The 14,073-nt window shown below is 41.4% G+C and carries 11 protein-coding genes; all 11 read left to right on the top strand.

The features are described from left to right. Window positions 1-13 precede the first annotated feature (13 nt). The 11 genes from CWC18_RS01305 (at window position 14) to CWC18_RS01255 (ending at window position 14,070) form a co-directional block, all read left to right on the top strand. Complete coding sequence (locus CWC18_RS01305) at window positions 14-1,432, top strand: mannose-1-phosphate guanylyltransferase/mannose-6-phosphate isomerase (protein ID WP_138674556.1); 1,419 nt, start codon at window positions 14-16, stop codon at window positions 1,430-1,432. Between the two features lie 5 nt (window positions 1,433-1,437). Beyond that, window positions 1,438-3,060, top strand: a complete 1,623-nt coding sequence (locus CWC18_RS01300) for a phosphomannomutase (RefSeq protein ID WP_138674555.1) — start codon at window positions 1,438-1,440, stop codon at window positions 3,058-3,060. Between the two features lie 1,195 nt (window positions 3,061-4,255). After that, the gene (locus CWC18_RS01295) at window positions 4,256-5,380 is read left to right on the top strand and encodes a polysaccharide export protein (RefSeq protein ID WP_138674554.1); all 1,125 of its coding nucleotides are present in this window, start codon (window positions 4,256-4,258) and stop codon (window positions 5,378-5,380) included. 9 nt (window positions 5,381-5,389) lie between these two features. Continuing rightward, window positions 5,390-5,824, top strand: coding sequence for a low molecular weight protein-tyrosine-phosphatase (locus CWC18_RS01290; RefSeq protein WP_138674553.1), 435 nt, complete (start codon window positions 5,390-5,392; stop codon window positions 5,822-5,824). 17 nt (window positions 5,825-5,841) lie between these two features. Beyond that, complete coding sequence (locus CWC18_RS01285; protein ID WP_138674552.1) at window positions 5,842-8,091, top strand: polysaccharide biosynthesis tyrosine autokinase; 2,250 nt, start codon at window positions 5,842-5,844, stop codon at window positions 8,089-8,091. A gap of 112 nt (window positions 8,092-8,203) precedes the next feature. After that, entirely contained in the window at window positions 8,204-8,719 is a 516-nt protein-coding gene (gene rfaH / locus CWC18_RS01280; protein WP_138674551.1) for a transcription/translation regulatory transformer protein RfaH, read from the top strand. A gap of 680 nt (window positions 8,720-9,399) precedes the next feature. After that, on the top strand, window positions 9,400-10,497 hold the full coding sequence (gene rfbB / locus CWC18_RS01275) for a dTDP-glucose 4,6-dehydratase (protein WP_138674550.1): 1,098 nt from the start codon (window positions 9,400-9,402) through the stop codon (window positions 10,495-10,497). Beyond that, window positions 10,497-11,390 (top strand): glucose-1-phosphate thymidylyltransferase RfbA, encoded by an 894-nt coding sequence (rfbA, locus tag CWC18_RS01270; protein WP_138674549.1) that lies wholly within the window; start codon window positions 10,497-10,499, stop codon window positions 11,388-11,390. The genes rfbB and rfbA overlap by 1 nt, the downstream gene beginning before the upstream one ends. Then, on the top strand, window positions 11,390-12,271 hold the full coding sequence (gene rfbD / locus CWC18_RS01265; protein ID WP_138674548.1) for a dTDP-4-dehydrorhamnose reductase: 882 nt from the start codon (window positions 11,390-11,392) through the stop codon (window positions 12,269-12,271). The genes rfbA and rfbD overlap by 1 nt, the downstream gene beginning before the upstream one ends. 4 nt (window positions 12,272-12,275) lie before the next feature. After that, the gene (rfbC, locus tag CWC18_RS01260) at window positions 12,276-12,812 is read left to right on the top strand and encodes a dTDP-4-dehydrorhamnose 3,5-epimerase (RefSeq protein WP_138674547.1); all 537 of its coding nucleotides are present in this window, start codon (window positions 12,276-12,278) and stop codon (window positions 12,810-12,812) included. Further along, window positions 12,787-14,070, top strand: coding sequence for a UDP-N-acetylglucosamine 1-carboxyvinyltransferase (locus CWC18_RS01255; protein ID WP_249930060.1), 1,284 nt, complete (start codon window positions 12,787-12,789; stop codon window positions 14,068-14,070). Before rfbC ends, CWC18_RS01255 begins: the two co-directional genes overlap by 26 nt. Window positions 14,071-14,073 lie beyond the last annotated feature (3 nt).

Raw genomic sequence — 14,073 nt, 5'->3', positions numbered from 1 at the left:
TCAGATGTTGGCAATGACACACGAAAAAGTTCTTCCTATTATTATGGCGGGTGGTTCAGGCGAGCGCTTATGGCCGCTTTCTAGGGCGCATTACCCCAAACAGTTTTTATCACTGACGGGCAATGAGCATACCATGCTCCAGCAGACTTTATTGCGTTTGCAAGGTATTGAACATCAGCCCCCGCTTATCATCTGCAATGAAGCTCATCGCTTTATTGCAGCAGAGCAGGTACGGCAATTAAATACTCCCCATAGTGGTATTTTACTTGAACCCGAAGGTAAAAACACCGCGCCAGCCATTGCTTTAGCGGCGTTTACAGCCATGCAAAAAGGGAGCGATCCGTTATTGTTAGTACTTGCTGCCGATCATGCCATTAAAAATGTTTGCGCCTTTCAAACTGTCGTGAAAAGTGCTTTAAAGCACGCAGCGCGTGATAAGTTAGTGACCTTTGGTATTGTCGCTGATAAACCCAAAACCGGTTTTGGCTATATCAAGCAAGGCGCGCCTATTGATGGTGGCTTTGTGATTGAACAATTTATTGAAAAGCCGAATAAATCATTGGCTGAACAGCTCATATCATCAGGCGATTATTGTTGGAATAGTGGCATGTTTTTATTCAGAGCAAGCTGTTATTTAAATGCATTAAAGAATTACCGACCCGATATTTACGATGCTTGTGAAAAAGCAATGTACATTCACAACCATGATTTAGACTTTATTCGGGTTGACCAATCCGCGTTTTTGTCATGCCCGCCGGACTCTATTGATTATGCGGTGATGGAAAAGGCTGACAATGCGGTGGTGATCCCCATGGATGCTGGTTGGAGTGATTTAGGGAGTTTTGAAGCCCTTTGGCAAGACGCTGACAAAGATCGCAATAACAATGCATTACTGGGTGATGTGATTGTTAATAATACCTCAGGCTCTTTAATACAGTCAGACGGTGTATTGGTAACAACTATTGGTGTTAAGGACCTGGTGGTGGTCGCGACGCAAGACGCGGTATTAGTGGCAGATAAACAGTATGCAAGTAATGTAAAAAATATTGTTGAGCGCTTAAAGCAACAGGGGCGCCAAGAAGTCACTGATCACAGAGAAGTGTATCGCCCGTGGGGTAAGTACGATTTAATTGATGTTGGCGAACGTTTTCAAGTAAAACGCATCACAGTGAAACCCGGTGCCAAGTTGAGTAAGCAAATGCATCATCATCGAGCCGAGCATTGGGTGGTGGTATCGGGCACTGCTAAAGTGATAATTGATGATGTTACGCAGTATTTAACCGAAAATGAGTCAGTGTATATTCCCATTACGGCAGTGCACTCTCTTGAGAACCCAGGCAAAGTGGCACTAGAACTTATAGAGGTGCAGTCTGGGGGCTATTTAGGGGAAGATGACATAATACGTTATGAAGATAAATATAACAGGTCATAAAGCGTATGCTTGCAAGTGCTGAGGTAATAAAAAAGAGTACTGTTGTATTTGGTACCAGTGGTGCCCGAGGTTTAGTGAGTAAGTTAACGGCTAATGTATGTGGCGCTTTTACAGCTAATTTTATTACTGTAATGCGCGAGTTTTTTGAATTTGATCAACTAGCAATCGCGATTGATAACAGACCCAGTAGTTACGCAATTGCGCAAGCTTGTGCACAAATATGCGCGCAGTTGAACATTCGGGTTATTTACTATGGTGTAATACCCACTCCAGCAATGGCTTATAGTGCGATGCAAGACAAAACTCCTGCAATTATGGTAACGGGCAGCCATATTCCATTTGATAGAAATGGGCTCAAGTTTTATCGGCCTGACGGTGAAATAACCAAGCAAGACGAGCTGAGTATAGTCACATTCAATACCCTATTTGAGCCGGTTACGCGCTTACCTGAACTTACAACGAGTAAAGTTGCAACTGAGCGATACATTTTACGCTATACGGGTTTATTTGAAGAAAATAACTCAGCAAACCCTGACTCGCTAATTTTAGCGGGTAGGCGCATTGGTATTTATGAGCATTCAAGTGCAGGCCGAGATATTTACCGACAAATATTTAAGCAGCTAGGTGCTACGGTTATATCACTGGGTAGAAGCAATGAGTTTGTACCGATTGATACTGAGGCGGTATCAGCGGGTGATACACGCCGAGCCCTTGACTGGGTTAATGAATATCAGCTTGATGCGCTATTCTCTACTGATGGTGACGGCGACAGGCCATTACTCGCAGATGAGCAAGGCGAATGGTTACGAGGTGATATATTAGGCTTGTTGTGTGCCAAAGCGTTACATATCGACGCGTTAGCTGTGCCCATTAACTGTAACACCGCTATTGAGCTCAGCGGTGCGTTTAATAACGTTATTCGAACAAAAATCGGTTCACCCTATGTCATAGAGGTATTCAATGGCATAGGAAAAGACGAAGCCAATAAAAGTTTGAATACTGACAGCTTAAGCGAAGCTCAATCGGCAAGCTCAGCTTTGCATTGTAGGCAAGGTATGCTTGAGGGTACAGTTTGCGATAAAAAGGGAGCCGCTCAAGCTAATATTGCTGGTTTTGAAGCAAATGGTGGCTTTTTACTAGGCTCGACTTTGCATTACAACGGAAAACTACTCGAAGCTTTACCAACACGCGATGCTTTGCTGCCTGCTTTGATAGTTTTAGCTGATGCAAAGGCCAAACGTTTACCGTTATCGGCACTCGTCGCAGCATTACCCAAACGTTACACCTGCAGTGACCGACTGCAAAACATATCTGCTTTACTGAGTGAGCAGTTGTTAGAAGATGCAAAACAAAACCCACAGGCATTTTTAAAAAAGCTTTTAGTGGGTATAAAAGAACATACAAATACTTCGATTAACGAAGAGGTAAATAGCGCAGAACTAAATAGCATAAAAATAAATACACTTGATGGCCTCAGAATGCATTTCAATAATGATGACTATGTACACATTAGAGCATCAGGCAATGCCCCAGAACTCCGATGCTATGTTGAAGCCAGCTCAAAACAACGAGCACAAAACCTGCTTTCAACAGTCATAAAAAGCTTAAAAAAGACCCTATCGCCGTAGGCGAGGCTTAACGCCTCGCATGTTCTAAGGCTCATGTCTTGCATATATTAAGGCTTTATTCATTGCATTTTTTCAGGTGTCACAACTCACCTTTGGCCATGCGCCTCGCTGGTGTAGGTTTTTACCTATTTCTACAGGCACTACCCCAAAACGCAATATCACTCCTTATCAATACCCTATATTTAAAGGTCAAACCACCGTCATATAATTTACAAAAAGCCTTTTAACACAAGCGAGTAATAAATGCTCGCCTACCGCAAAATTTAAAAATTACCAAAATCACCACCACCCGGCGCCGCCGTAGGCGAGGCTTTATGCCTCGCATGTCTTAAGGTTTTGTACCTCGTATGTCTTAAGGCTCATACCTCATATATCTTCAGGCTTTGCATTTATTCAGGTGACACCTTACCTTTGGCCATACGCCTCGCCGGCTTAGGTTTTTAACTATCCCTTCAGGCATTACCCAAAACTCAATACTCCCTATATTTAAAGGCAAAACCGCTGCTATAGAATTTACAAAAATCAACCAACCACGCTTACAACACGAGCGAGCAATAAATGCTCGCCTACCGCAAAATACACTAATTACTACAATCACATCACCCGGCGCCGCCGTAGGCGAGGCTTTATGCCTCGCATGTTTAAGGCTTTACGCCTCGCATGTTTTAAGGCTTTATGCTTCGCATGTTTTAAGGCTTTACGCCTCGTATTTTTAAACGTCTCGCATATCTTCAGGCTTCACACCCCGCAATATTTCAGGCTCTGCCTACAACGCATTCCAGCCAACATCTAAATCCACTTAAAACGCCACATAACCCCAACAAACAACCCGAACTCTAATCAAATCACATATCATTATTTTAATTTTATGCACACTAGCTCTTTACAACTCAATTTAGCGAACTATAATGTGCGACAAATAAATTGTGTTCTTTTTGGCAGGCTATGGATTGCTGCAATACTCTAAACCTTTTACTACGTGCTAGGCTTAGTTTTACGCCATTTAAAGCAAGGTTGCTTTAAATTCCATATTTCTTCCATATTTTATTGTTTTAATTTACTAAATAAAAAGTAGCGGGTAGATAAAGTTATTTTAATGTTTAATTAACATGTGTGCGGGTAGTGCTTGCGGTCTGTTGGTGCTCGTGTTTTAATTCGGTAGATAACTGTCTTTAAAAAGCTATATGGAATAAAAATGGCTAAATGTTGTATTAAACTTCTTTCATCACTCGCAATTATTTCACTTTCTGGTTGTAATATTATTCCTGGTAGCCACTTTGAAGGGCTAAGTGGTGGGCAAGACTATAATAATGCCCAACAAGAATTAGAGCACGTCAATGTTAAAATGATTGACTCCCACCTTATAAGCAAACAAAAAGAAAACTTACAACAGAGTGCTTTAACAACTCAAAAATTACCCTCTCAAGGTGTTGATGTTACTGGTTATGAATATAAATTGGGCATTGGCGATGTGCTGAGTGTGGGGGTGTGGGATCACCCTGAACTAACTATTCCTGCCGCAGTGCAAAGAACTGCTGAATTTGATGGTTTTAGAGTACAAGCCGATGGTAGCCTGAACTTTGCTTATGCGCCTGGTATTAAGGCCGCAGGCCAAACGGTTAATCAAGTACGCACAGAATTAGTCAAGCGCCTAAGTCGCGTAATAGAAGATCCGCAAGTTGATGTAAAAGTAGTTGGCTTTAAAAGTCAGCGTACTTATGTGACAGGCGAAGTAAATAAACCAGGCGTATACGCCATTACAGAGACACCGTTAACACTTATTGATGCGGTAAGTCAGGCTGGTGGCTTGACAGATAACGCCGACTGGCAGCAAGTGAGCTTCACGCGTGGTGATGTAACCGAAAATATCGAATTAAACGCGTTTTATGCTGCGGGCGACATTTCACAAAATCGCTTATTACAACATGGTGATATTATTCATATATCGCGTAATGACAAACAAAATGTATTTGTACTAGGCGATGTTAAGCGCGCTGGTACCGTGCAAGTAACCCGTTATGGTTTGAATTTAGCGCAAGCACTTAGTGAAACGGGTGGCTTAAACGAAACCACGGCAAACGCTAGTGGTGTGTTTGTATTACGCAAGCGTAATTTTGAGCGCGATGGTGTGCTTGCTGATGTATACCAGCTAGATGCTAAAAGCATTGCTGCACTTGTAATGGCCGAGCAGTTTGAATTACAGCCTAGCGACATCGTGTATGTAACCAGTGCACCACTGGCTCGTTGGAACCGTGTAATTAGCTTATTGTTACCATCGCTTTCTACCGTCGATGCATTACAAGATATCGAAAACCAGTAAGGGCACAATATGTTTGATAGTATTTTAGTGGTCTGCGCTGGTAACATATGCCGCAGCCCCACCGCAGAGTATATTTTAAAAGACAAGTTACAAAATAAAGCTATTCGAGTTTCATCAGCAGGGCTGACCGCGCTTGAAGGTAAAAGTGCCGATGCAACCGCTGTGGAACTAGCACAGCAGCAAAATATAGATATGTTAGCTCATAAAGGCAGGCAGTTAAATTCATCCCTCGTTGCCGAAAACAGTGTGATTTTAGTGATGGAACAGCGGCATTTATCTGACTTATGTCATCGTTACCCACAAGCACGAGGTAAAACTTTTTTGTTAGGCAAGTGGCTTGATGATAAAGAAATACCCGATCCATATCGCCAATCGCGAGAAGCGTTTGAGCATGTGTACGAGTTAATTGAGCGCGCGTGTGGCGCTTGGCAAAAGTATTTATAGGGATTAAAGGTGCGTTTATGAATGCTCAGCCTAATTTTGTTGCAAACCAACAAACAAAACAAGTTAGAGAAACAGCTCAACAAGACTCGCAAGAAATAGATTTAATGGCGCTGTTTGGTGCGCTGCTCGATAGAAAGCTTTTTATTATCTCAGTGACTGCGCTATTTATGCTGGTCGGTATTGCGTATGCACTGTTAAGCACGCCAATATACCAAGCAACGGCCATGATCCAAGTAGAAGAAAAGGGCGGATCAGTCCCTGGTTTTGATGACATGGCTGGCATGTTTGAAAGCACCTCTGCCGCAGTGACTGAAATAGAACTGCTTAAATCACGTAGTATTATTGGTGAAGCAGTTGATGCTTTAAAACTTGATATTGCGATTGGCTATAACCACTTCCCGCTTATTGGCGGGAAGATGTTTCGCTCGTTTTCACCCAGTCAACCTGATGAGCTCGCAGCGCCAAGTTTTGGTGCCGATAGTTATGCTTGGGGCGGTGAACAGTTAGATATCTTTCGATTCGACGTACCTGCGAATGCGATTGGTCAGCAATTTACATTAGTCGCTAAAGGGCAAAATCAACTTGAGCTACTCGATGCGAATGGTAACGTGATTTTAAGTGGTGCAGTCGGTAGCGAGTTAACTAATGGCATGTTTACGCTAATAGTTAAAACGTTAGTCGCAAGAGCTAATACCGAGTTCTTTATTACTAAAAGAGATAGATTAAATACGGTGCTTGATTTACAAGCCGATATTAGTGCAAGTGAAAAAGGCAAAGATTCAGGCATTATAAATTTAAGCTTGCAGCATGCATATTCGGCGTATGCTGAACAAGTACTTGATAAAGTAGCGAGTGTTTATGTACGCAGAAACGTTGAGCGCAATAGTGCTGAAGCGCAAAAGTCATTAGAGTTTTTAAATGTCCAATTACCAGAAGTCAAAAAGCAACTGGAAGAAGCTGAACAGTTATTTAATGAATACCAAGTAAAACGCGAGTCAGTTAATATTTCGTTAGAAACCCAAGCGGTACTTGAGCAAATAGTAAAACTTGATACAAAGCTCCAAGAGCTTGATTTAAAAAGGTTAGAGCTTAGTCGTAAGTTTAAAAGAGAACACCCATCGTACCTTGGGGTTATTGAGCAAATTGATGTAGTTAAAGAGCAAAAGCGTAAGTTGGCAGGCGAAGTACAAGTTTTGCCTGAAACGCAACAAGAGCTGCTGCGTTTAACACGAGATGTTGAAGTCAATAACGAAATTTACACATTATTACTTGCCAAAACCCAAGAGCTTGACATAGTACGCGCAGGCACCGTAGGTAATGTACGTATCATTGATTATGCAGAAGTGAACCGCTCTAAACCCGTTAAACCTAAAAAAGCATTGATCGTGGTTATAGCAACTATGTTAGGCGGTATGCTTGCTGTTGCGATTGTATTGGTGCAAAAAGCAATGCACAAAGGTATTGAGGACCCAAGTGAAATTGAGGCGTTAGGCCTACCAGTATATGCCAGTGTACCTTACTCAGAATACCAGGTTAAACTGACTGGTTTTGCAAGGGCGCGTAAGGGTAAAACCCAAAAAGCTAAGTCAATACTCGCAGTAGATAACCCTGCGGACCTCTCTATTGAAGCATTGCGAAGCCTCAGAACGAGCCTGCACTTTGCCATGATGGAGGCTAAAAATAACATAATTGCCATTTCAGGCCCAAGCCCTGGTGTGGGTAAATCATTTATTTCAGTTAACTTAGCAACTGTTTTAGCGCAAAGTGATAAAAAGGTACTGATTATTGATGCTGATATGCGAAAAGGCTACCTGCAAACACAGTTCGGTATGAAATGGGATAACGGCTTGAGTGACTACTTATCAGGCCGGTTAAGTTTGACTGATGTGACTAAGCCTAGCCAAGTCGCTAATTTAGACGTAATAACCAGAGGCCAAATACCACCAAACCCTTCAGAGCTTTTAATGCATAGCAACTTTAGCAAGTTAGTTGAAGAAGTAAGTAGTAAATATGATTTGGTCATTATAGATACCCCGCCCATTCTTGCGGTAACAGACCCTGCTATTGTCAGTGCACATGCAGGCAGTACACTACTAGTAACGCGCTTTGGTTTAAACCATGTTAAAGAGCTTGAAATAACGCGTAATCGTTTCGAGCAAAATGGTATTGATGTAAAAGGCGTTGTATTTAATGGTGTGGTTAAAAAAGCAAGTAATGCTTATGGGTACTATGGATATTATAACTATGAATACAATAGTGATAAGTAGGCAAATAGTATAGAACTCAATCAGCTTTAACTGTAAAAAAATAGCTTATTGATTAATTTAACCTAATATTCAATTTTTAGAATTAGCCTATTTCTGCTTAGAGGTTCAAAAGATGCAATTACAAGAAAACATGGATGAAATGGCTAGCAAGAAGTGGTTTTTAGTTAGGTGTAAATCTAAACAAGAATCGAGAGCACATTTAAATTTTACGAATCAATGCATTGTATCTTACTATCCAAATGTTGAAGTGGCCAAAATAAGAAAAGGCAAAAGAGCAGTTAAAAATGAAGCGCTTTTTCCTGGGTACATTTTTGTATATTTAGATCCGTCATCACACCTTGCATCCAAAGTGAAAAATACTTTAGGAGTTTATGGTTATGTTACTTATGCAGGGCGACCACAGGTTGTCCCGGATTCTTTAATAGTTGAATTGAAAGAAAAAAGTAAACTTATAATTGATGAGTCAATTCAGATTGGCGCTAAAGTTGTGGTTTGTGATGGTGTGTATAAAAATATCGAAGGTATTTTCATGCAGGCAGAAGGAGATAGGCGTTGTTCTATATTAATTGAACTGCTTAATCAATCTTGCAAACTTCGCTTAGATAATACCAGCGTCGCCTTAATTTAGAATTAATCCGTTTTGTTTAAAATAAAGCAAAAGTGTTCAGGTAAATCATATATTCTTTTAAATTGCTGGTTAGCCGTTAGCCGTTAGCCGTTAGCCGTTAGACATAAGGTACTAACCGTATCTGAAATTAAATTACCGTAGACTGTGAGCAATAACTCGAACTTTGCCTCGTTTTATTGAAACGTCAAAATTATTTATTAGAAAAGTGTTGCTGCAACGCTGTACAAGAAAGTAGGTAGAATATCAGAGCATTGTTTATAAAAAGGCGTACATACACCTGTTGGACAAATGCCTGTTATACAACGCCTTAATTACATGTTTGTTAATTTAAAGTTCCTTTTTTGGTACTTTTTTTAAAGAGAAAACAGTATAAAAGTGAAAAGTCTTAACTGATTGCTTTTAGGAGCCAAACCTAAGGGCGGTAGCGTGTCCAAATGCAGCTTGTTAGCAAGTAATAGCCAGCCAAAAGCGCAAAAGACGGTTTGGTTGCCTATTAGGGCGGTTTTTAAAAAGACAGTAAAATCTAGGTTTTATAAGGAATTGTTTAAAATAGACGGTCTCAAAATGAATAAAAAGTGTCTCAGCATTGGCTGGGATATTCTCGTTAGATTAAACCTCAAAAATTCTATACATCTTCACACTCGTGAGTTGTTCTAAATGATATATTACAAGAGAAAACTATGAAGATCCTCGTCACTGGTGGTGCTGGCTTTATCGGCTCTGCAGTCATTCGTCATATCATAAATAATACATCTGACAGCGTGGTTAACGTTGATAAGCTTACTTACGCAGGTAATTTGGAATCTCTTATCGAAGTGGATTCAAGTGATCGTTATGTCTTTGAGCAAGTCGATATTTGTAATCGAGCAGAACTAGACCGCGTGTTTAAAGTGCACCAACCGGATGCGGTGATGCACCTTGCGGCTGAATCACATGTTGACCGTTCAATCACTGGCCCAGCGGCGTTTATCGAAACCAACATTGTTGGTACATATACGCTACTAGAAGCGACACGCGAATACTGGAACACGCTTGAAGAACGAGCGAAAGCAGAGTTCCGTTTTCATCACATCTCGACTGATGAGGTGTATGGTGACCTCCCGCACCCAGATGAGGTTCCAGAAGGTGCAGAGCTACCAATGTTCCTGGAAACGACATCTTATGAGCCATCCAGCCCATACTCGGCATCAAAAGCATCGAGCGATCACCTTGTTCGTGCATGGTTACGCACCTACGGCCTACCAACTATCGTAACCAACTGCTCGAATAACTACGGCCCGTATCACTTTCCCGAGAAGCTGATTCCACTGGTTATCCTTAATGCGCTAGAAGGTAAAGAGTTACCTATCTACGGTAAAGGCGACCAAATCCGTGACTGGCTATTTGTCGAAGACCACGCCCGCGCGCTCTACAAAGTGGTGAAGGAAGGGAAAGTGGGAGAGACCTACAATATCGGTGGTCACAACGAGAAGAAAAACCTCGAAGTCGTAAACACAATTTGTGAAATCTTAGATACGTTAGTACCGAAAGAGTCAGCGTATGCAGAGCAGATCACCTATGTTCAAGATCGTCCTGGTCACGACCGCCGCTACGCTATTGATTCGAGTAAAATGCAACGTGAACTAGATTGGACGCCAGAAGAGACGTTTGAAACAGGTCTTCGAAAAACAGTGCAATGGTACTTAGATAACGCTAAGTGGTGTCAAAATGTACAAGATGGCAGTTACCAACGTGAACGCTTGGGTGTAGAAACAACTGAATCGAAGGTGAAGAAGTAATGAAAGGTATTGTTCTAGCTGGTGGTTCTGGCACACGTTTATACCCATTAACGCGCGGCGTATCAAAACAACTCTTGCCGATTTATGACAAGCCTATGGTGTTTTACCCGATTTCTACATTAATGCTTGCTGGTATTAAAGATATTTTGATCATCACGACACCAGAAGACAATGCTGGCTTTCAGCGTTTACTTGGTGATGGCTCGGATTTCGGTATTAACCTTGAGTACGCGATTCAGCCAAGCCCAGATGGTCTAGCGCAAGCATTTATTATTGGTGAAGAGTTTATTGGTGATGACAGTGTGTGTTTAGTGCTAGGCGATAACATCTTCTACGGTCAGTCTTTTAGTCGCCAATTAACAAAGGCGAGAGAGTTAACATCGCAAGGTTTATCAACGGTGTTCGGTTACCAAGTGAAAGACCCAGAGCGTTTTGGAGTGGTTGAATTTAATGAAGAGATGAAAGTCGTTTCGATCGAAGAAAAACCAAAAGTACCAAAATCCAACTATGCAGTAACTGGCTTGTATTTCTATGATAACCGCGTGGTGGAAATGGCCAAGCAAGTGAAGCCATCTCATCGTGGTGAATTAGAAATTACCACACTCAATGAAATGTACCTCAATGACGGCTCGTTGAACGTTGAATTATTGGGTCGTGGCTTTGCGTGGTTAGATACAGGGACTCACGAAAGCCTTCATGAAGCCTCATCTTTCGTACAAACGATTGAGAATGTTCAAGGCTTGAAAGTCGCTTGTTTAGAAGAAATCGCATGGCGCAACGGTTGGCTGAGTGATGAGCAAGTATTGACACTGGCTAAGCCGATGATGAAAAACGAATACGGTCAGTATTTGACACGCCTAGTGACTGAAGCTCAGAAAAAGGCAGTAAGCTGATGCGTATCTTAATTACAGGCAGTCATGGCCAAGTTGGCTCGAGTCTAACTGAACAGTTAGCGAAGCATGAGAATACGGAAGTGCTAGCGCTTGATAGAGTGCATCTTGATATCACCAGTCAAGATGCCGTCAATGCTACGGTGGCTGAATTTGAGCCTACCATCATTATTAATGCAGCGGCACATACCGCGGTTGATAAGGCTGAAGAGGAAGTCGACCTTTCTTACGCGATAAACCGTGATGGTCCCAAATACCTCGCACAAGCAGCGCAGAGCGTTGGTGCTGCAATGCTGCATATCTCGACCGATTATGTCTTTGAAGGCAATAAAGCGGGCGAGTATGTAGAAACGGATGCGACAAACCCGCAAGGGGTTTACGGTAAAAGTAAGCTCGCCGGTGAAATCGCTGTTGCTGAAGCATGTGAAAAACACATTATCCTTCGTACAGCATGGGTATTTGGTGAGAGCGGCAATAACTTCGTGAAAACCATGCTGCGTTTAGGTGATAACAGAGTCGCATTGAGTATTGTCGGCGACCAGTTTGGCGGGCCAACTTATGCGGGTGATATTGCGTGTGCATTGATTCAAATAGCGAAGCGAATTAATCAAGGTGATGCTGTTGAGTACGGTGTTTACCATTACTCGGGTTTGCCTCACGTCAGTTGGTTTGACTTTGCTGATGCCATTTTTGATGTTGCGGTTGTACAAGGCGTTCTTGAGAAAAAACCGAGATTAACGAGTATCACCACTGACCAATACCCAACCCCCGCTCAGCGTCCAAGTAATTCTCGTTTAAGTACTGAAAAAATCACGCTAGGTTTGTCGGTTAAAGCGAGTGATTGGAAGGCCGCGTTAAACAATATTCAAGCGTATACGGAATAACAAAATGAAAGTAATCGATACTCGCATTCCTGATGTAAAAATCATAGAACCCAGTGTATTTGGTGATGAGCGTGGTTTCTTTATGGAAACCTGGAATCAAAAACAGTTTGAAGAATTAGTGACGGGTAAGCCGACCCCCTTTGTACAAGATAATCACTCAAAGTCCAAAAAAGGTATTTTAAGAGGACTGCATTACCAAACTGAAAATACCCAAGGTAAGTTAGTTCGCGTTGTTTCTGGTGAAGTGTTTGATGTGGCCGTTGATATTCGCAAAGGTTCGCCAACGTTTGGTCAATGGGTTGGTGAGTATCTATCTGCTGAAAACAAGCGTCAGCTGTGGGTACCGGAAGGCTTTGCTCATGGTTTCTATGTGACGAGTGATGAGGCGGAGTTTGTTTATAAATGCACAGATTATTATAATCCTAGTGCCGAAATTTCGATTAGATGGGATGATTCAGCACTTGCCGTCATGTGGCCTATTGAGTGTGAACCACTACTATCAAATAAAGATTTAAATGCAATTAAATTTAGTGAGTTTTAAAAGTATGTACGATAAGAAATTTGTAATCGAAAAAAGTCAATTGAAAGGCAGTGTTACAGTTAGTGGTGCAAAAAATAGTGTTTTACGTTTGCTTGCAGCATCTATTCTATTCGATAAAAATGTTGAATTGACAAATTATCCAAGCAACCTTTTAGATGTACAGATTCATGAGGATATGTTGCGGTACTTGGGGAAGTCAGTTGTCGTTGATGGTGATAGTGTTGTCATTTCACAAGATAGTGATATTAGTACGAACCTCGAATGGCATGATCGCTCAATCCGAAACACCCTATTGATCCTAGGTGCTTCAGTTGCTAAGTATGGTTACGGTCGTGTACCGCTGCCTGGCGGGTGTAAATTAGGAGAGCGTAAATATGATATTCATGTTCATGTACTTGAATCGCTCGGTGCAAAAATATCTGAAGATGGGGATTATTTAGTAGCTGAATCAAAAGAAAGGCTAAAAGGTTGTGATATTCACCTTCGAATGCGATCTACTGGTGCTACGGAAAATGCTATTCTCGCTGGTTGTTTAGCAAGTGGTATTACACGAATATATAATCCCCATATTCGTCCTGAAATTATCGACTTAATTGATTTTTTGAATAAATCAGGAGCAAATATTAAAGCTTTTGGTCAAGAAAGAATTGAGATTAATGGGGTTAAGTCCCTATCTTCGATTCGTCATTGTGTAATGCCAGACAATATGGAAGCATTAACATGGGTTATTTTGGCAACAATGACGAAAAGTGAAATTAAAATTGAAAACTTCCCTTTTAAAGACCTTGAAATACCATTAATTCATCTTCGAGAGAGCGGAGTTAACTTATACAGATGTAATGATAGCGCTATTGTTGCAGAAGGTGAGTGCTATCCAGTTGAAATTAGCACTGGGCCTTATCCTGGAATTAATTCTGATATGCAACCTTTATTTGCGGCATTTGCATCAATGTGCAATGGTACTAGTCATATTATTGACTTGCGATTCCCTGGTCGTTATGCATATGGCGAAGAGATGAATAAGATGAATATTAATACTGAAATCAATGGTGATCTATTTATCATTAATGGTACCGATAATATTAAAGGTGCAGATGTAAAAGCTCTTGATTTACGAGCTGGTATTGCATTGCTGATGTTAGGCATGGTAGCTGAAGGTAAAACGGTTATTTCTGATTCTTGGCAGATTAAACGTGGTTACAACAATATCCTAAGCAAGTTACATCTATTGGGCGCTAATATTGTAGAGATAGATTAATAT

The organism is Pseudoalteromonas aurantia, from assembly GCF_005886875.1.
In the GTDB taxonomy this organism is placed as follows: Bacteria; Pseudomonadota; Gammaproteobacteria; order Enterobacterales; family Alteromonadaceae; genus Pseudoalteromonas; species Pseudoalteromonas aurantia_A.
The sequence above is the reverse complement of the archived record's forward strand: the minus strand, read 5'-3'. Positions and strand labels throughout refer to the sequence as shown.

Excerpts from the sequence above, each read along its gene's own strand:
- rfbA (WP_138674549.1), top strand. The coding sequence starts at position 10,497 with ATGAAAGGTATTGTTCTAGCTGGTGGTTCTGGCACACGTTTATACCCA.
- CWC18_RS01285 (WP_138674552.1), top strand. The coding sequence starts at position 5,842 with ATGAATGCTCAGCCTAATTTTGTTGCAAACCAACAAACAAAACAAGTT.
- rfbD (WP_138674548.1), top strand. The coding sequence starts at position 11,390 with ATGCGTATCTTAATTACAGGCAGTCATGGCCAAGTTGGCTCGAGTCTA.
- rfbB (WP_138674550.1), top strand. The coding sequence starts at position 9,400 with ATGAAGATCCTCGTCACTGGTGGTGCTGGCTTTATCGGCTCTGCAGTC.
- CWC18_RS01295 (WP_138674554.1), top strand. The coding sequence starts at position 4,256 with ATGGCTAAATGTTGTATTAAACTTCTTTCATCACTCGCAATTATTTCA.
- CWC18_RS01290 (WP_138674553.1), top strand. The coding sequence starts at position 5,390 with ATGTTTGATAGTATTTTAGTGGTCTGCGCTGGTAACATATGCCGCAGC.
- rfbC (WP_138674547.1), top strand. The coding sequence starts at position 12,276 with ATGAAAGTAATCGATACTCGCATTCCTGATGTAAAAATCATAGAACCC.
- CWC18_RS01300 (WP_138674555.1), top strand. The coding sequence starts at position 1,438 with ATGCTTGCAAGTGCTGAGGTAATAAAAAAGAGTACTGTTGTATTTGGT.
- rfaH (WP_138674551.1), top strand. The coding sequence starts at position 8,204 with ATGCAATTACAAGAAAACATGGATGAAATGGCTAGCAAGAAGTGGTTT.
- CWC18_RS01255 (WP_249930060.1), top strand. The coding sequence starts at position 12,787 with ATGCAATTAAATTTAGTGAGTTTTAAAAGTATGTACGATAAGAAATTT.
- CWC18_RS01305 (WP_138674556.1), top strand. The coding sequence starts at position 14 with ATGACACACGAAAAAGTTCTTCCTATTATTATGGCGGGTGGTTCAGGC.